At 71.6% G+C, this 17,876-nt stretch carries 15 protein-coding genes; 1 reads left to right on the top strand and 14 read right to left on the bottom strand.

Translation table 11 applies throughout. The features are described from left to right. The 9 genes from L3078_RS11345 to L3078_RS11305 all read right to left on the bottom strand — a co-directional run bounded on the left by L3078_RS11345 (window position 1) and on the right by L3078_RS11305 (window position 8,658). A complete protein-coding gene (locus L3078_RS11345; RefSeq protein ID WP_239753317.1) occupies window positions 1–555 on the bottom strand; it encodes a hypothetical protein in 555 nt (184 codons plus the stop codon). Then, the gene (locus tag L3078_RS11340) at window positions 552–2,342 is read right to left on the bottom strand and encodes an AMP-binding protein (protein ID WP_239753316.1); all 1,791 of its coding nucleotides are present in this window, start codon (window positions 2,340–2,342) and stop codon (window positions 552–554) included. Before L3078_RS11340 ends, L3078_RS11345 begins: the two co-directional genes overlap by 4 nt. Next, the gene (locus L3078_RS11335; protein ID WP_239753315.1) at window positions 2,329–3,135 is read right to left on the bottom strand and encodes a hypothetical protein; all 807 of its coding nucleotides are present in this window, start codon (window positions 3,133–3,135) and stop codon (window positions 2,329–2,331) included. The genes L3078_RS11340 and L3078_RS11335 overlap by 14 nt, the downstream gene beginning before the upstream one ends. Further along, window positions 3,132–4,472 carry a beta-ketoacyl-[acyl-carrier-protein] synthase family protein gene (locus tag L3078_RS11330; RefSeq protein ID WP_239753314.1) on the bottom strand — a complete coding sequence of 447 codons (1,341 nt, stop codon included), beginning with the start codon at window positions 4,470–4,472 and terminating at the stop codon, window positions 3,132–3,134. Before L3078_RS11330 ends, L3078_RS11335 begins: the two co-directional genes overlap by 4 nt. Further along, window positions 4,462–4,830: an acyl carrier protein gene (locus L3078_RS11325; protein ID WP_239753313.1), complete on the bottom strand. Its 369-nt coding sequence runs from the start codon at window positions 4,828–4,830 to the stop codon at window positions 4,462–4,464. Before L3078_RS11325 ends, L3078_RS11330 begins: the two co-directional genes overlap by 11 nt. Continuing rightward, on the bottom strand, window positions 4,827–5,111 hold the full coding sequence (locus L3078_RS11320; protein WP_239753312.1) for an acyl carrier protein: 285 nt from the start codon (window positions 5,109–5,111) through the stop codon (window positions 4,827–4,829). The genes L3078_RS11325 and L3078_RS11320 overlap by 4 nt, the downstream gene beginning before the upstream one ends. Before the next feature lie 77 nt (window positions 5,112–5,188). Then, window positions 5,189–6,610, bottom strand: coding sequence for a class I adenylate-forming enzyme family protein (locus L3078_RS11315; RefSeq protein ID WP_239753311.1), 1,422 nt, complete (start codon window positions 6,608–6,610; stop codon window positions 5,189–5,191). 6 nt (window positions 6,611–6,616) lie between these two features. After that, the gene (locus L3078_RS11310; RefSeq protein WP_239753310.1) at window positions 6,617–7,837 is read right to left on the bottom strand and encodes a 3-dehydroquinate synthase II family protein; all 1,221 of its coding nucleotides are present in this window, start codon (window positions 7,835–7,837) and stop codon (window positions 6,617–6,619) included. After that, window positions 7,834–8,658, bottom strand: a complete 825-nt coding sequence (locus L3078_RS11305) for a class I fructose-bisphosphate aldolase family protein (RefSeq protein ID WP_239753309.1) — start codon at window positions 8,656–8,658, stop codon at window positions 7,834–7,836. Before L3078_RS11305 ends, L3078_RS11310 begins: the two co-directional genes overlap by 4 nt. 454 nt (window positions 8,659–9,112) lie before the next feature. On the opposite strand from L3078_RS11305, the gene L3078_RS11300 reads away from it, so the two are divergent. Then, complete coding sequence (locus tag L3078_RS11300) at window positions 9,113–10,504, top strand: MFS transporter (RefSeq protein WP_239753308.1); 1,392 nt, start codon at window positions 9,113–9,115, stop codon at window positions 10,502–10,504. Between the two features lie 217 nt (window positions 10,505–10,721). Here L3078_RS11300 and pgl read toward each other — a convergent pair whose 3' ends face one another. From pgl to tkt, 5 genes are read right to left on the bottom strand one after another with little or no spacing between them, the layout of a single operon-like run. Further along, complete coding sequence (gene pgl, locus L3078_RS11295; RefSeq protein WP_239753307.1) at window positions 10,722–11,504, bottom strand: 6-phosphogluconolactonase; 783 nt, start codon at window positions 11,502–11,504, stop codon at window positions 10,722–10,724. Then, window positions 11,501–12,763 carry a glucose-6-phosphate dehydrogenase assembly protein OpcA gene (gene opcA, locus L3078_RS11290; protein WP_239753306.1) on the bottom strand — a complete coding sequence of 421 codons (1,263 nt, stop codon included), beginning with the start codon at window positions 12,761–12,763 and terminating at the stop codon, window positions 11,501–11,503. The genes pgl and opcA overlap by 4 nt, the downstream gene beginning before the upstream one ends. Further along, the gene (gene zwf, locus L3078_RS11285) at window positions 12,760–14,292 is read right to left on the bottom strand and encodes a glucose-6-phosphate dehydrogenase (RefSeq protein WP_391806280.1); all 1,533 of its coding nucleotides are present in this window, start codon (window positions 14,290–14,292) and stop codon (window positions 12,760–12,762) included. Before zwf ends, opcA begins: the two co-directional genes overlap by 4 nt. Beyond that, window positions 14,289–15,407 carry a transaldolase gene (tal, locus tag L3078_RS11280; RefSeq protein ID WP_220649592.1) on the bottom strand — a complete coding sequence of 373 codons (1,119 nt, stop codon included), beginning with the start codon at window positions 15,405–15,407 and terminating at the stop codon, window positions 14,289–14,291. Before tal ends, zwf begins: the two co-directional genes overlap by 4 nt. 33 nt (window positions 15,408–15,440) lie before the next feature. Further along, on the bottom strand, window positions 15,441–17,528 hold the full coding sequence (gene tkt / locus L3078_RS11275; RefSeq protein WP_239753304.1) for a transketolase: 2,088 nt from the start codon (window positions 17,526–17,528) through the stop codon (window positions 15,441–15,443). Window positions 17,529–17,876: the final 348 nt, after the last annotated feature.

The following is a 17,876-nucleotide window of genomic DNA, read 5'->3' as shown; positions in this document are numbered from 1 at the left end:
TCAGTCCTCCGAACCCGGTGCGACGGGAGCGGCGACGCGCATCAGCAGACGGCACGACGCGTCGCCGTTCCGCAGACAGGTCTCGGCCCTGTTCTCCGTGAGGGTCACGCCCAGTCCCTCGGACCAGCCGGCGTGGACGGCGGTGCACGGGCAGCGGTAGCCCTCCAGCGAGCCGGCCATCCGGACCATGGTGATCGCGAAGTTCCGCTTGAGGGTGAGGACGATCAGGTCGTCGTCCTCGACCTCGGTGGCGGCGTTGCGCAGCTCCGGCGGGAACATCCGGTCGCCGCAGTCGTCGTAACGGCGGCGCAGCTCCTCCAGGTCCTTGCGGCCGTCGCCGGTGTCGGGGAGGGGGCCGTACAGCTTGGCGACCCGCTGCCCGACGTGCAGGGCGACCTTCCCCATCGCCTCCGCGTTGATCTCGTTCGCGGCCTCCTGCCCGAACCGGGCGGCCACCCCCTGGTACCAGTTGGCGTCGTGCTGCCACCACAGCCGGTACGCCTCACCGGCCCGGGCGCGGTGATTGACGCCGTCGGCGTCGGAGTGCGTGCTCATGCGTGCTGCTCCTCGGCGGCGACCGCGGCGGCCGTGTCGGCGGCGAACCGGTCGCGCATCACTCGTTTGAGAACCTTGCCGGTGGCGCCCTTGGCCACGTCACCGGCCTTCATCCGCAGGGCCCGGGTCACCGGGGGGAACCCGGCCGCCGTCAGCACCGCGTTGACCCGCCCGGTCCACTCCTCGTCGACTCCCGCTCCGGTGGCGCTCGGGTCGGCCAGTCCGCCGGTGCGTTCATCGGCGATTTCGTCGGCGAGTTGGAGCAGCGCGTACGCCTCCGCCTCGCCGTCGCCGTCCCAGTCCGCGCGTACGCCCTCGGGGGCGATCCCGACCACCGTGCAGTCGCTGAGTTCCGGCAGCGCGGCCAGGAGCAGTTCCTCGGTACGGGTGCTGAAGACGATCCCCGCCGGGGTGCGGATGGCGTCCGGGGCCCGGTCGAGGTGGTAGAAGTTGCCCTCCTCGTCCTGGTGGGCGAGGTCCCCGGTGAGCCAGTAGCCGCCGAGCCGCATCCGGTGCCAGGTCAGCGAGTCGTTCCAGTAACCGGGCGTCAGCGTCGGCGACTTGAGGCCCAGACGGCCGATCCGCCCGGGCGGCAGCGGGGTGCCGTCCTCGGCGAGCACGGCGGCCTCGGCGAAGCTGATCGGCTTGCCGACGCAGCGGGAGTAGGCGGAGGTGTCCTTGGTGTGCCGGTTGTGGAAGACGGAGTAGCCGGCCTCCGACGAACCGAGTCCGTCCACGAAGACCGACCCCTCGACCCGGACGCGGCTCAGGTCCCGCCGGATCTCGATCCGGCTCCCGTGCTGGACGAGGGCCCGGATGTGCGCCTCGTGCGCCGCGTCCCCCGTGTTGAACCACACCTGCACGCTGGACAGATCGCGCGCCGTCAGATCCTCCGCCGCCATCTCGCCGAAGGTTCCGGCGAAGGCCAGCACGGTCGTCGGCCGGAACTCCTCGATCGCGTCCAGCACGTCCGTGCCGCGCTGGCTGGAGAGCAACTTGAGGTCCGTGCGCAGCAGCAGGCAGTACAGCAGCGTCGCGACCATCGCGTTGTGCGCGCCCGGCAGTCCCACGAGCGTGCGTTCCATGTCGGCGCCGGTCGAGAACCGCAGTCGGTGCAGCTGGGCGTACATCAGCGTCCGATGGGTGTGCGGCACCCCTTTCGGCAGGCCGGTCGTGCCGGAGGAGTGGGAGATGAGCACCGGGTCGGTGGGGTCGTGCCGGTAGGGGTACGACGGCGGGAGCGACGCGCGGTGCTCCGGGTGGACGTCGGCGGCGGTCACGTGGAAGCCGAGCCCGAGGCCGCGCCCCCCGGAGCCGTTCGCGCCCCCTTCTCCGTCCGCGCCCCCGGCTCCGCCCGCGTCCCCGGTCAGCACCTCCCGGTGCGCCTCGTCCGTGAAGGCGCCCACCGCGCCCTGGCGGCGGACGTACTCCCGGGCGATCTCCGGCGAGAGGTTGCCGTTGACGAACGACGGCACGGCTCCGATCGAGGTCAGCGCCAGGAAGTTCACCGCGAACTCGGTGGCGGAGGAGGAGTGGATGGCCACCGGGTCGCGGGGGCGCACCCCGTGGGCCGTGTACCAGCCGGCGTAGGCTTCGACCGCCTCGTACAACTGCCCGAGAGTCAGCGCCTCGGGGTGGCTGCCGTCCGGTGCGCGCCAGGTGCGGTCGGTGTGCAACACCGTTTCGTCGAGCGGGCGTTCGTATGCGCGCAGTCGTCGCAGGACGTTGCCGGCGCCGAGTTCCGTGTCGGAGCAGATCCGTGCCCGCTCCTGCCTACTGATGAGCATGGCTCTCCGTCTCGTCTCGTTCCGCGTCCCGCGGCGACCGCCGGTGGGCGGCGGCCAGGTCGAACAGACCTTGGACGCTGCCGTTGTGCGCGGCCGCCGCCGTGATGGGGGCACCGGGTCCGGGGTGCGCGCCGGAGTCGGGGCGGCCGAGCAGGACGGCCACCGCCAGGGCGGCGCTCTCGGGCAGGTCCGGGACCGGGCGGCCGTACTCCGCGGACAACTCCTGGTGCACGGCGGCCCACCGCTCGCCGCCGCCCAGTTCCACGCCGATCACCAGGACCTGGTCCAGCTCCGGGTCCTCCAGGAGGAGTTCGGCCATGGCCAGCAGTTCGGTCACCGGGTCGTCGAGGGTGGACAGGCTGAACATCTGCCCGGTGATCCCGAACTCCCGGCTGAGGTGTCCCAGCACGGAGTTGGCCGTGGCCTGCATGAACAGCAGCGGGTTGTGGACCCGGCCCGCGACCACGCGCCGGCTCGCCAGATCGGCCGTCGTGGTGTCGCCCATCAGGCTCGCGAGCGCGACGGCCGTACGGGCACCGTCCCCGGGCCGCTCGGTCAGACACCGCGCGGCGACCTCGTACACCAGCGGGCTGAACGCCGACTCCACGAACCCGGGCAGGCGCGGCAGCGGGATGTCGCCGTCCCGCCCGGTGCCATGGGTCGCGGTGGCGCCGGCCAGGACCAGGAGCGGCGAACGCGGCACGGATCCGTCGGCCGTGAGGGCCTCGCTCCCGCTGTCGGAACGGGTCTCGGTCGTCCTTCTCCTGTCCGTCTTCGTCTCCGTCGTCGTCACGGCCGCTCCAGGACGAGTGCGGTGTTGGCGCCCCCGAAGGCGGCGTTGATGGTGAGGGCCCGGCGGAGGTCGGCGGGGCGGGGCCTGTTCGGTACGTAGTCCAGGTCGCACTCGGGGTCCGCCCGCGTGAAGTTGGCGGTCGGCGGCAGCACGCCCTCCGTCAGGGCCAGCATCGTGATCACGAACTCCACGACTCCGGCGGCCTCCAGGAGATGCCCCGTGGTGCTCTTGGTCGAGCTGACCGGGATCGACTCGGCCCGCTCCCCGAGCGCGGCGCGCAGCCCCCGCGTCTCGGCGCCGTCGTTGTACTTGGTGCCGGTGCCATGGGCGTTGACATAGCCGAGGCCCGACCCGTCGGGGTCCCCGGCCATCCGCAGCGCCTGCCGGGTCGCGCGGGCCAGGCCGACGCCGTCGGGATGCGGCTGCGCGATGTGGTGGGCGTCGGTCGCCGCACCCCAGCCGACCACACCCGCCAGCGGCCGCGCCCCGCGCCGCCGCGCGTGCTCGGCGGACTCCAGTACGACCGCCGCGACCCCGTCGCCGAGCAGCAGCCCGGTGCGGTCGGCGCTGAACGGCCGCACGGTGCCGTCACGCGACAGGGCCCGCCCCGAGTCGAACTTCCCGAACGTCTCCTCCTCCACGAGATAGCCGCCGGCGCACACCGCGACATCGACCCGCCCGGTGGAGATCAGCCGGCAGGCGTGGATGATCGCGGCGGCGGAGGCCACACAGGCGTTGGTGAAGGTGAGCCGGGGCCCGGTCAGCCCGAGGCCTCCTGCCAGTGACTCGGCGAGATGGGCGGGGACGGCGTCGGCGAGCCGGGCAGCCGCCGGGTCGGCCGGTGGCGCGGCGAGCCCCACCGCTCCGACGGTCCCGTTGCCAGGTAAGGCGGACCCGGCGTCGGGCGCTTCACCGGGGGGTGCGTGCCCCGCGTCGGTCCCGGTGAGCCCGGGGGCCGGGGTGGTGGCTCGGCCCGTACCGGCGCCGTCGTTCTCGTCGGCCCCCGGTGCCGCCGCCTCCCGCCAGTACCGGGTGATGCTCGTGCAGTCGCCCGCGATGCCCAGCAGGACCGCCGCCTCGGTGCCCGTCGGCAGCCCGGCCATGTCGAGGGCTTCCGCCCCGCAGCGTGCGAGGGCGGGACGCAGCGCCCAGTGCTCCACCGCGTCGGGGCCGTCGGGGGCGGCGCCGGCCATCGGGGTGCGGTAGGGAGCGGTGTCGAAGCGGGTGGTGGGGGCGAAGGAGGGAACACCGGCGAAGACACCGCGCCGCAGGGCGTCCGCGCCCGCGCCGAAGGCGGTACGGACACCGAACCCGGTCACCATCACCTCACCGGTCACCGCGCTCACCCCCACCCGCCGCGTCCGACGCACTCGCCGCCCCCGCCCCCGCCGAATCCGGCGCCCCTGCCGCGCCCAGGAACTCCGTGAGGCGGCGGAGTGAGGTCAGGTTCGCGATGTCCTCGTCGCGGGGCTCCACGATCAGGCCGTACCGCTCCTCCACCACATGCAGCAGCCACACCAACCCCAGGGAGTCCAGGACGAGTTCGGCGTCCTCGTCGAGGTCGTCCGGGACGCCGGGGAAGATCTTGCGGTCGGACAGCAGCTCCCGGACGAGCCCGGTGGTGAGGACGGTCGGCGCGGCGGCGCCCTGCGGGGCCGCTTCCGTGACGGGCGGCCCGGCGGTCTCCGCCGTCATGCCTTCGCCCCGCGCCGGACGACCTCGGCCACCAGCCCGCCGAGGGTCAGCGAGGCCAGCGGCTCGATGTCGGTGTCCGGGATCTCCACGCCGAACCGCGATTCCAGCCGCAACGTCAGCTCGATCAGACTCAGGGAGTCCAGCTCCAGACCGCCGACGGTCACCGGGCTCTCGTCGGTGATGCCGTCGCGGCTCAGCAGGATGTTCATCTCGTCGATGACCGTGGTCAGGACGAACTCGCGGATCTCGTTGTCCAGGGTGGACGTGCTCATGATCGCCATCTCCAGAGGGGAAGGTCGTGAGAAGGTCGTGCGAAAAGTCGTGTGCGGGCCGCGCGCGGACGGCTGGGGCCGAGCCGCTACGCGTCGCTCGTCGTCGCTGCCGCCTGGAGCGTCGCCGCCCGGCGGACCAGCTTCCCGTTCGACGTGCGGGGCAGGTTCTCCAGCAGCCGGATCACCCGGGGCAGCTTGTAGTCGGCCAGCCGTTCCCGGCACCAGCGCAGCAGCTCCTCCGCCGAGGGACGCTCGGTCCCGGCGGCGACGGTCACGTACGCCTCGGTGACGTCCTCGTGGACGAGGACCGCCTGTTCGACGGCCGGGTGCGCGCGCAGCACGTGCTCGACCTCGGTGAGGTCGACCTTGAGGCCGCCGATGACGACGAGGGAGTCGGCGCGGCCGCCCACGGTGACCGTGCCGTCGGCGCCGACCACGGCCCGGTCCCGGGTGTGCAGCCAGCCGTCGGCGTACTGGGTGCCGCCGGAGTCGAAGAGGTACGGCGACTCGGCGAGCGCGACGTCCAGTTCGCCCTTGTGCTCCCGGACCACCACGCCCGGCGCGGGCCGGCCCACGGAGGGCCGGAGTGTGCCGCCGACGTCGATGGCGACGATGCCGGTCTCGGTGGTGCCGTAGGCCTCGCCGACCGTCACGCCGTACCGCTCGGCGAACCGCGCGGCGACCTCGGGGGGCATCAGCTCGCCGCCGGAGACGGCGGTGCGCAGCGCGGGCAGCGCGGGCGGATCGAGGGCGGCCGCGAGCAGCTCGTAGTGCATCGGCACCCCGAACAGGGTGGTGATCCGGTGGTCGAGGGAGGTCCGCAGGATGTCGCGGGCCGAGACCCGGGGCGCGAAGACGACGGAGACCCCGGCCGCCAGCGCGTGCAGCAGCCCGCCGAGCAGCCCGAAGCTGTGCGCGGTGGAGCTGAGCAGCAGCAGCCGGTCGCCCTCGACCGGCATCCCGGGAACCGCCGCGAACGACTCGACCTCGGCGGCGATCGAGGAGGCGGTCCGGCCGATCACCTTCGGCCGCCCGGTCGACCCCGAGCTGAACTGGACCAGCCGGTGGTCGCCGTCGGCCGCCCGCCCCGCCCTGCGGCACTCGGTGGCGACCTCGTACTCGGACCGGAAGCCGAACGCGGCCCGTACGTTGCTGCCGGCCCGGACCATGAACTGCGGCCGGCAGACGGCGCACAGGGCGTCGACCTCGGCGGGCTTCAGCCGGAAGTCGAACAGCATCACCTGTGCGCCCAGCCGCCACAGCGCGAGCAGCACCTCGACCTGGGTGAAGCTGGGCGGCGTCCGCAGCCCCACCGTGCTGCCCGGCCCGATGTCGTACCCGGCGAACACGGCGGCCTGCTTGGCCACCCGCTCCCGTAACTCCCCGCGGGTGACGGTCTCCCGCTGGTGTGTCAGATACGGCAGACCGTCGTCCCGCGCGTCGAACAGCCGTTGGACCAGGACGCCCATCCCGTCCTCGCCGGCCGCGGCCGCCACGAGTTCGCCCATGGGGCCTCAGACCTCCTTGCAGAACTCGCCGATGGGCAGGCCCACATGGCGCTTGTCCTGGGCCAGATAGCCGAGCAGCTCGTCGCCGGTCCGCAGTTCGGTGACGTTGAGGACCTTGCCGCCCGGCCCGAGGACCCGCACGTGCCAGTCGTCCTGGACGGTCAGGCTCACCAGCCGTCCGTCCTCCGCGTGGGTGCGGATCTCCAGCAGCGGCCGGGACTCCAGCTTGGCCCGCCCGACCACCACCCGCCGGGTACGGCCGTCGGCGCCGACCGCGAGCAGGGCGCTGCCGGAGCCGACCTCGCTGAGGTAGTTGGTGCGGTTGTCGGGGCCCAGCGTGTACGAGTGCAGGGCGCCGGCGTTGACCCGGAACGGCCGCGTCGGCATGTACGGCAGCGGGTGGGTCTCGCTGCAGCAGAGCACGAAGCCGGAGGAGTACGAGCCGACGAGGATGCCCTCGTCCTCCTCGAAGTGGGAGCAGGTGTCCACACAGACCCGGTCGCCGAGCCCGACGTGCCGGATGCTCTCGACGGTGAGCGTGGACAGCTCCAGCTGCGGGGTGGTCGCCTCCAGCAGCCGCGCCAGCGCGAACACGTCGTCCGCGCTCCGGGGGGTGAACAGGATGCCGTCCGAGCCGCGTTCGAGCACGTCGAAGACGATGGCCGCCTCCTCCAGGTCCCCGACCACGGTGACCAGCTTCCCCTCGGCCGACTCGGCCGCCGCGAGCACGATCTCCAGCGGGATCTTCGTCGGATCGGCGAAGTGGATCACCGTGTACGGCAGTGCCATCGCGCCCGCGCACGACAGCTGGAGGGTGCGGTCGTCCCGTACGTCGACGAAGCCGGCGACCGGCGCGTCGGTGGCGGCCCGGTTCTCGGAGGCGAGGGCGTCCAGCTCGTCCTGGACGGTGAACTTCCGCAGCAGGAGGTCGAATCCGGCGCCGGCCGGGAGCTTGTGCTCGGATTCGGCGTCGGCGGCCGCCTTGGCTTCGGATGTGGCGTCGGCGGCAGCCTTGGCCTCCTTGTCGCCCTTGACCGCGGTCTTCTTCGGGGGAGCGGCGCTCGGGGCTCCGCCGGCCAGCACCCGGGTCACCGTCGGCGGGAGTGTCCCCAGCAGCTCGGCGTCGGCGGAGACCACCCCGGCCATCCGGGCGTGGACGGCCGCGTCCACCACCGCCTGGAGCTGCGGACGGGGGACTTCACGGAGATCGATCCACGCGAACCTCATGCGACACCTGCCACGATCGTCGAGTAAGGGGAGGGGGAGGTCATGCTCATGTCATTGGTGACCCCGTCGCCGTGCACCACCGCGGCGAGCCGCGAGACCAGGGATGCGGGGGAGGGGGAGGAGAAGATACGGCGGCCGACGGCCAGGCCCCGGCAGCCGGCGGCCATCACGGCGGTGCCGTACTCGATGAGGTCGGAGCCGTCGGGCGGGCCGCCGGCCGCGAGGACGGGGATGGGGCTGTGGGCCACCACCTCGGCCATCCGGTCGAGCGGCAGGGCCACCGAGGTCTTCACCATGTCGGCGCCCAGGTCGGCGGCGACGTTCACGATGTGCGCGAGGAGCGCGGGATCGTGCGGGTTCTCGATCCGGGGGCCCCGCGGGTAGACCATGGCGATCAGCGGCATGCCCCAGGTGTCGCAGGACCGGGCCACCGCGCCCAGGTCCGCGAGCTGGCGCCCCTCGGTGTCCGAGCCGATGTTCACATGGACGCTGACCGCGTCGGCGCCGAGGGCCACCGCCTCCTCGACGTCGCCGACCAGCACCTTGGCGTCGGCGTCGGCGGAGCAGGCCGTGCTGGCGCTCAGATGCACCACCAGCGCACAGCTCCTGAGGAGGGCCGGGTCGAGTGTGCGGGCGCGCCCTTTGTGGACGATGATCCCGTCGGCGCCGCCGGCCACCAGAGCCTTCAACAGCTCTTCCCACTGACCCGGAGGAGCGACTGGACCGTCCGAGACGCTGTGGTCGAGGGGTATCAGTAAATGCCGGTCGTCGCCGGCCAGGGAAAGCCTTCTCCAACGTAATGGCTTGCCAGTTTTCAGCATGGGAAAAGCGCCTTCCGCTCCATGTCCGAAAAACGATGGTCGTAGAACTTTCAAGTTCAGCCAGGGCGTCAGCATTCCGTGCGTGATCGGCGGTTGGCAAGGCGTGACCGTCGGCAAATTTTTATGCATGCCCCCACATGAATATTGACAGCCACTTGACAGGATCTCCGGGGTTGACGAGGCCCAGGAGTGGTGTTCGTGGCGTATTTTGGCGACCTGTCCGCACGCATAGCGGGATCACATGCTTTAAATGTCGTTGTCCTGCGTAATCGCGCGTATTCCGCCATCGAAACAATTCGACGAACTGGGCGGGCGTTCTTTTCCGAGGGTTCCTTGTGGGATTCGAATTTCCCGGCCTAGGGTGACAGCCGCACTCCGGTTCGTGTTTCATGCGTGGCCGTCCCCCTCTGGGCCCGGACCATTCGTCTCCGGGCGTACCGGAAGTGAGCCCCCCATGCCCGAATCCCCGTCCAAAACCGTCGCCGAGGCCGCGGAACCCAGACCCGTCTCCTTACCGGACTCCCCGCCGGCCGGGTCGAACAAGGCGCCCAGGGTCGCCGCCGCGAGTCTCATCGGCACGACCATTGAGTACTACGACTTCGCCGTCTACGGCACGGCCTCCGCGCTCGTCCTCGGCCCCGCGTTCTTCCCCTCCGGCAACCCGACCGTCTCCTCCCTCGCCGCGTTCCTCACCTTCGCCGCGGCCTTCCTGTCCCGCCCCCTGGGTGTCGTGCTCTTCGGCACGATCGGCGACCGGCTGGGCCGACGACGCGCCCTGGTCGCCTCCCTCCTGCTGATGGGCCTCGCGACGGTCGGCGTCGGCCTGCTCCCGACCTACGAGACCGCCGGACTCCTCGCCCCCGTCCTGCTGGTGACACTCCGTCTGCTGCAGGGCGTCAGCATGGGCGGCGAGTGGGGCGGCGCGGTCCTGCTGGCCGCCGAGCACGCCCCGCCCGGCCGGCGGGCCCTCTACGCCGCCGTCCCGAACGTCGGCCCCTCCCTCGGGTTCCTGCTCTCCACCGCCGTCATCCTCCCGACCCTGAACATCGTGGGCCGCGACGGCTTCACCGACTGGGCCTGGCGCGTGCCGTTCCTGCTCAGCGCGGTGCTCGTGGTGGTCGGGCTGTGGGTGCGGACGACGGTGTCGGAGTCACCGGTCTTCCAGGACCGCGCCTCGGCGGCGACGCGCGAGGCCTCCCCGGCATCTGCGCCTTCTTCGGTGTCGGCGGTGTCGCGCTTTCCGCTCGGGACGCTCCTCGCGCGGTACCCCGGGCGGCTGTTGCTCGGCACCGGCGCGGCGATCGGCGGGTCCGCCGTCTACTACCTGACGATCGTCTACAGCCTGTCCTACGGGCCGAAGTCGCTCGGCATCCCGCAGAACACGATGCTGACGGCGGCGAGCGTGGGGGCGGCGGCCGGGATCGCGATCACGCTGCCCGTCGCCCGGCTGGCCGACAGGGTCGGGCGCCGTCCGCTGATGCTGGCCGGCGCGGTCGGGTCCGTCGTGTGGGCCGTGCCGATGTACGGGTCGCTGAGCACGGGCAACGGGTTCGTCATCACCGGTGCGTACACCGTGGGCCTCGGGCTGCTCGCGCTGATGTTCTCGCCGGCGGCGGCGTTCCTGGCGGAGTTGTTCCCGGCGAGGCTGCGCTACACCGGGGCGTCGGCGGCGTTCATCCTGGCCAACACGCTCGGCGGCGGGTTCGCTCCGCTGGTGGCGACGTGGCTGAACAGTCAGTGGTCGTCGCCGTTGGTGCTGGGGTTCTACACGGGCGGGTTGTGCCTGGTCAGCCTGCTGTGCCTGCTGGCGCTGCCGGAAACCCGCGAGAACGACTTCACCGCCTGACAGGGGCTGCGCGCCGCCTTCGACCCCCGCTCAAAGACTCGGGGCTCCGCCCCGGACCCCGTTCGCGCAGTTCCCCGCGCCCCTATGAAATGGCCGCAGGCCTTTCAGGGGCGCGGGGAACTGCGCGAGAAGCCCCACCGGGCGGACGTCTGGGGGTCGAAGGGGCGCAGCCCCTGAAGGATGGGACGGGTAGGGGCGGCGGGGGCGAGTCAACCCTTCACGGTGAGGCCGGTGGGTACAGGGCGCGTGGCAGGCGGGACGCCGCCGCCGCGTCCAGCAGCCACAGGGTCCGCGACCTCCCCGTCGCCCCCGCCGCCGGCGCCTGGATCTCCCCGGCCCCGGACAACGCGATCGCCGCCGCCCCCGCCTTGTCCTCCCCGGCCGCCAGCAACCACACCTCACGCGCCGCCCGAATCGCCGGCAACGTCAACGTGACCCGCGTCGGCGGCGGCTTCGGCGCCCCACGCACCCCCACCACCGTCCGCTCGGTCTCCCGCACGGCGGGCAACTCGGGGAAGAGCGAGGCCACATGGGTGTCCGGCCCGACCCCCAGCATCAGCACGTCGAACGTCGGCACCGACCCGTGGTTCTCCGGCCCCGCCGCCCGCGCCAACTCCTCCGCGTACGCCGCTGCCGCCGCGTCCACATCGGCACCCCACGGCCCGTCCGAAGCGGGCATGGCGTGCACCCGCTTCGGGTCCAGCGGCACGGAGTCCAGCAGCGCCTCCCGGGCCTGGGTGACATTGCGCTCGGCGTCGCCCTCGGGCAGGAACCGCTCGTCGCCCCACCACAGATCCAGCCGGCCCCAGTCGATCGCGTCCCGGGCGGGCGCCGCCGCGAGCGCGGCGAGCAGCCCGTTGCCGTTGCGCCCGCCCGTGAGGACGACCGAGGCGTAGCCGCGCGAGGCCTGCGCGTCCACGACCTTGGTGATCAGCCGGGCCGCCGCGGCCTGCGCCATCAGCTCCTTGTCCCGGTGGACGACCAACTGCGGTGTGCTCATGACGAGTTCGCCTTCTTCACGGGCGGCATCTGCGCGGGAGTGGGCCGCTCGGAGTCACCGTCACCGGCCGACGCCGTGGACCCTGCCGACCCCGTGGACCCTGCGGACCCCGTGGACCCGGCCGATCCCGACGGAGCGGCCGGAGGCAGCGCCGCGGCCGAAGCCCGCGCCGCGGAAGCGGCCGACGCGACGGCCGCACCCAGCCCGGGACCGGACCCGGACACGGCACCCGGAACGAACGCCGACGCATCCCCCGGCGCTCCGGCCGAGGTCACCGCCCCAGCACCCCCGGCACCGGAGACCGAACCCCCGGCACCGGCCGCGCCGCTCAGTCCGCCACCCAACCGGTCCACCCCGAACCGCAGCGCCGAAGCGTACGTGTCGTCGGGGTCGAGCCTGCGCAGCTCCTCCGCCAGCAGCTCGGACGTCTCGCGCCGCTTCAACGCCACCGCCCGGTCCGGCTGGTCCTCCAGCGTGAGGAGGGCGAGCCCCCCGGCGGGCCGGTACAGCCGGATGGGCCCGGTGCTGGTCAGCATCCGCACCTCGTTGAGGCCGGGCCCGGCCGACACCCCGCGCCGTACGTGCACATGGAGCCGGTCCGCCAGCCACATGGCCAGCAGTTCCACGCTCGGGTTGTACTGCTCGCCCTGCACCTCCGCGGAGATGACCTCGCAGTCCACCTGGTCGAGCGCGGCGGCCAGCATGGAGCGCCAGGGCGTGATCCGGGTCCAGGCCAGATCCGTGTCGCCGGGCTCGTAGTTCTCCGCGCGGGCCCGCAGCTCCTCGATGGGCTTCTCGGCGGCGTAGCTGTCGGTGACCCGGCGCTGGCCGAGCGCGCCCAGCGGATCGCGGGCCGGGTCGAGCGGCGCGTTCACCGGCCACCACACCACCACCGGCGCGTCCGGCAGCAGCAGCGGCAGCACCACCGACTGGGCGTGGTCCGCGACCTCGCCGTAGAGCCGCAGCACGACCGTCTCGCCGGTGCCCGCGTCCGCGCCCACCCGTACCTCGGCGTCGAGGCGGGACTTCGTCCGGTCGCGCGGGGAGCGGGAGACGCGCTTGATCACCACGATCGTGCGCGAGGGGTGCTCGCGGGAGGCGTCGTTGGCGGACTTGAGCGCGTCGTACGCGTTCTCCTCGTCCGTCACGATGACCAGCGTGAGCACCATGCCGACGGCCGGGGTGCCTATCGCCCGGCGGGCTTTCACCAGCGCCTTGTTGATCTTGCTGGCCGTGGTGTCCGTGAGATCCGTCTTCATGGCCGGCGCCAGCTCCGTCCGTCTCGCTCCAGCATCTCGTCCGCCTCGACGGGACCCCACGTGCCCGCCTGGTACTGCGCGGGCCTGCCGTGCTTGTCCCAGTACTCCTCGATCGGGTCGAGGATCTTCCAGGACAGCTCGACCTCCTCGGTGCGCGGGAAGAGGTTGGAGTCGCCGAGGAGGACGTCGAGGATCAGACGCTCGTACGCCTCGGGCGAGGACTCGGTGAAGGACTCGCCGTACGCGAAGTCCATCGACACGTCCCGGATCTCCATCGAGGTGCCCGGCACCTTCGAACCGAAGCGGACCGTGACGCCCTCGTCGGGCTGGACGCGGATGACGATCGCGTTCTGGCCCAGTTCCTCGGTGGCGGTGGAGTCGAAGGGGGAGTGCGGTGCACGCTGGAAGACGACCGCGATCTCGGTGACCCGGCGGCCCAGGCGCTTGCCCGTCCGCAGGTAGAAGGGGACGCCCGCCCAGCGGCGGTTGTCGACCTCGACCTTGATCGCCGCGTAGGTGTCGGTCTTCGACTTGCGGTCGATGCCGTCCTCTTCGAGGTAGCCGATGACCTTCTCGCCGCCCTGCCAGCCGGCCGCGTACTGCGCGAACACGGTGTCCCGGCCCAGGTCCTTCGGCAGCCGCACCGCGCCGAGCACCTTGGTCTTCTCGGCGGCGAGCGCGTCCGCGTCGAAGGAGGCGGGCTCCTCCATCGCGGTCAGCGCCATCAGCTGCAGCAGGTGGTTCTGGATGACGTCACGGGCCGCGCCGATGCCGTCGTAGTAGCCCGCCCGGCCGCCGATGCCGATGTCCTCGGCCATCGTGATCTGCACGTGGTCCACGAAGGACCGGTTCCAGATCGGCTCGAACATCGTGTTGGCGAAGCGGAGCGCCAGGATGTTCTGGACGGTCTCCTTGCCGAGGTAGTGGTCGATCCGGAAGACCTGGTCCGGGGCGAAGACCTCTTCCACGGTCGTGTTGAGGTCCTCGGCGGACGCCAGGTCGTGGCCGAACGGCTTCTCGATGACCGCGCGCCGCCACGAGCCACTGCTCTGGTCCGCGAGCCCGTGCTTCTTCAGCTGCTGGATGACGACCGGGAACGCGGACGGCGGCACCGAGAGGTAGAAGGCGAAGTTGCCGCCCGTGCCCTGGGCCTTGTCCAGCTCCTGGATGGTGTCGCGCAGCCGCTCGAAGGACTCGTCGTCGTCGAAGGTGCCCTGGACGAACCGCATGCCCTGGATGAGCTGCTGCCAGACCTCCTCGCGGAAGGGCGTGCGCGCGTGCTCCTTGACCGCGTCGTGCACCTCCTGCGCGAAGTCCTCGTTCGCCCACTCCCGGCGCGCGAAGCCGACGAGCGAGAAGCCCGGCGGCAGCAGTCCGCGGTTGGCGAGGTCGTACACGGCAGGCATCAGCTTTTTACGTGACAAATCGCCTGTGACGCCGAAGATGACCAGGCCCGACGGCCCCGCGATACGCGGGAGCCGTCGGTCCGCGGCGTCACGCAGCGGATTGCTGCTCGACAAGGTGTTCAGCCCTCCGAGGGTGCGAGGCGCTGCAGCTCCGCCTCGGTCGACTTGAGCAGGTCGTTCCAGGACGCCTCGAACTTCTCGACGCCCTCGTCCTCCAGCAGCTGCACGACCTCGTCGTACGAGATCCCGAGCTTCTCCACCGCGTCCAGCTCGGCACGCGACTGCTCGTACGTCCCGGCGATCGCGTTGCCGCGGATCTCACCGCTCGCCGCGGTGGCCTCCAGCGTGGCCTCCGGCATGGTGTTGACCGTGTTCGGCGCGACCAGCTCGTCGACGTACAGCGTGCTCTTGTACGCCGGGTCCTTGACGCCGGTCGAGGCCCACAGCGGACGCTGCTTGTTGGCGCCCGCGCTCTCCAGCGCGGCCCAGCGGCCGTCCGAGAAGACCTCCTCGTACGCCTGGTACGCGAGGCGCGCGTTGGCGACACCGGCCTTGCCGCGGGCGGCCTTGGCCTCGTCGGTGCCGAGCGCGTCGAGGCGCTTGTCGATCTCGGTGTCCACGCGGGACACGAAGAAGGACGCCACCGAGTGGATCTTGGAGAGGTCCAGGCCGCGCTCCTTGGCCTTCTCCAGACCGGCCAGGTAGGCGTCCATGACCGCGCGGTAGCGCTCCAGCGAGAAGATCAGCGTGACGTTGACGCTGATGCCGAGGCCGATGGTCTCGGTGATCGCGGGCAGGCCCGCCTTCGTCGCCGGGATCTTGATCAGGGTGTTCGGGCGGTCCACCAGCCACGCCAGCTGCTTGGCCTCGGCGACCGTCGCCTTGGTGTTGTGCGCCAGGCGCGGGTCGACCTCGATGGAGACCCGGCCGTCCTGGCCGCCGGTCGCGTCGAAGACCGGGCGCAGGATGTCGGCGGCGTCACGGACGTCCGCCGTCGTGATCATGCGGATGGCCTCTTCGACGGTGACCTTGCGGGCGGCGAGGTCGGAGACCTGCTGCTCGTAGCCGTCACCGCTGCTGATCGCCTTCTGGAAGATCGACGGGTTGGTGGTGACGCCCACGACGTGCTGCTGGTCGAGCAGCTCGGCGAGGTTGCCGGACGTGATGCGCTTGCGCGACAGGTCGTCCAGCCAGATCGCCACGCCTTCCTCGGAGAGGCGCTTGAGTGCGTCTGTCATGGAATTACATCTCCTACGTGTCGTGTGTAAGCGTCAGCGCTGAGCGGCGGCGAGGGATTCCTGCGCGACCGCGGCCACGTTCTCGGCAGTGAAGCCGAACTCGCGGAAGAGGACCTTGCCGTCGGCCGAAGCGCCGAAGTGCTCCAGCGAAACGATGCGACCGGCGTCGCCGACGTACTTGTGCCACGTCAGCCCGATGCCGGCCTCGACCGCGACACGCGCCTTGACGGACGGCGGCAGAACGCTGTCCCGGTACCCCTGGTCCTGCTCCTCGAACCACTCCACGGACGGCATGGACACGACGCGGGTGGGCACCCCGTCGGCCTCCAGCCGCTCACGGGCCTCGACAGCCACGTGGACCTCGGAACCGGTGGCGATGAGGACGATCTCCGGCGCGCCGTTCGACGCCTCGAAGAGCACGTAACCGCCCTTGGCGGCGCCCTCGTTGGCCTCGTACGTCGGCACGCCCTGACGGGTCAGCGCCAGACCGTGCGGGGCGCCCTTGCCGAACTCCTTGGTCCAGCGCCGGAGGATCTCGCGCCAGGCGATGGCGGTCTCGTTGGCGTCGGCCGGGCGGACCACGTTCAGACCCGGGATCGCGCGCAGCGAGGCGAGGTGCTCGACCGGCTGGTGCGTCGGGCCGTCCTCACCGAGACCGATGGAGTCGTGCGTCCACACGTACGTCACCGGCAGGTGCATCAGCGCGGACAGGCGCACGGCGTTGCGCATGTAGTCGGAGAACACGAGGAACGTGCCGCCGTAGATACGGGTGTTGCCGTGCAGCGCGATGCCGTTCATCTCCGCGGCCATGGAGTGCTCGCGGATGCCGAAGTGGATCGTGCGGCCGTAGGGGTCCGCCTCCGGCAGCGGGTTGTCCGCCGGGAGGAACGAACTGGTCTTGTCGATCGTGGTGTTGTTCGACCCGGCGAGGTCGGCGGAGCCGCCCCACAGCTCGGGGATCACCGCGCCGAGCGCCTGGAGGACCTTGCCGGACGCGGCACGCGTCGCGACGCCCTTGCCCGTCTCGAACTCCGGCAGGTGCGACTCCCAGCCCTCGGGCAGCTCGCCCGCGCTGATCCGGTCGAACTCGGCGGCGCGCTCGGCGTTGCCGTCCCGCCACTCCTGGAGCTGCTTCTCCCAGACGGCACGGGCCTCACGGCCGCGCTCGCCCAGGGCACGCGTGTGCGCGATGACCTCGTCCGCGACGTCGAAGCTCTTCTCGGGGTCGAAGCCGAGGACGCGCTTGGTGGCCGCGACCTCGTCCGCGCCGAGCGCCGAGCCGTGCGCGGCCTCGGTGTTCTGCGCGTTCGGGGCGGGCCAGGCGATGATCGAACGCATCGCGATGAACGACGGCTTGTCGGTGACCGCCTTCGCGGCCTCGATCGCCGCGTACAGCGCGACCGGGTCGAGGTCGCCGTTCTCCTTGGGCTCCACGCGCTGCACGTGCCAGCCGTAGGCCTCGTACCGCCTGGTGACGTCCTCGGAGACGGCCGTCTCGGTGTCGCCCTCGATCGAGATGTGGTTGTCGTCCCACAGCAGGACCAGGTTGCCGAGCTTCTGGTGACCGGCCAGCGAGGACGCCTCGGCGGAGATGCCCTCCTGGAGGCAGCCGTCACCGGCGATGGCGAAGATGTGGTGGTCGAACGGCGACTCGCCCTGCGGGGTCTCGGGGTCGAAGAGACCACGCTCGTAGCGGGCGGCCATCGCCATGCCCACGGCGTTGGCGACACCCTGGCCGAGCGGCCCGGTCGTCGTCTCGACGCCCTTGGTGTGTCCGTACTCGGGGTGGCCCGGGGTCTTGGAGCCCCAGGTGCGGAACGCCTCCAGGTCGGCCAGCTCCAGGCCGAAGCCACCCAGGTACAGCTGGATGTAGAGGGTCAGGGAGGAGTGGCCGGCGGACAGGACGAACCGGTCACGGCCCACCCAGTCGGGGTCGGCGGGGTCGTGGCGCATCACCTTCTGGAAGAGGGTGTACGCGGCGGGCGCGAGGCTCATCGCCGTGCCCGGATGGCCGTTGCCGACCTTCTGGACGGCGTCGGCGGCCAGGATCCGGGCGGTGTCGACGGCCCGCTGGTCCAATTCGGTCCACGCGAGGTCTGTAGTGGTCGGCTTGGTGCTCACCCTGGGTCAGGGCTCCTCTCCACATGTCTCGTGCCGGTGTTCTTCACGGCACCGGCCGTTGTCGAGCCTACCCCCGTAGGAACGCGCATTTTTTCGAGTCATTCCAGACTGACGGGACTGGGTCCGGTCCGCCTCCCGACCCGTGTTCCGCATGGTGAGACCTGGGGGTTCCGCTGTTCGACATCTGAATACGGAGCCGCTCATCCGACTGCTCAACCGAAGTGTGTTCGGGTCCCCGCCGGGCGCCTCCCAACACGACCCCACCCCCTTGAAAGGCTGGCTCTGGGCAACGTCTACAGTGGCGTGGTACGCGCGAGCCGTCACGGGGAGTTCACATCCGGAGGCTTG

Origin of the sequence: Streptomyces deccanensis, assembly GCF_022385335.1 — a bacterium.
GTDB classification, from domain to species: domain Bacteria; phylum Actinomycetota; class Actinomycetes; order Streptomycetales; family Streptomycetaceae; genus Streptomyces; species Streptomyces deccanensis.
Note: the sequence above shows the minus strand (reverse complement) of the source record. Positions and strands in the feature narration are given on the sequence as shown.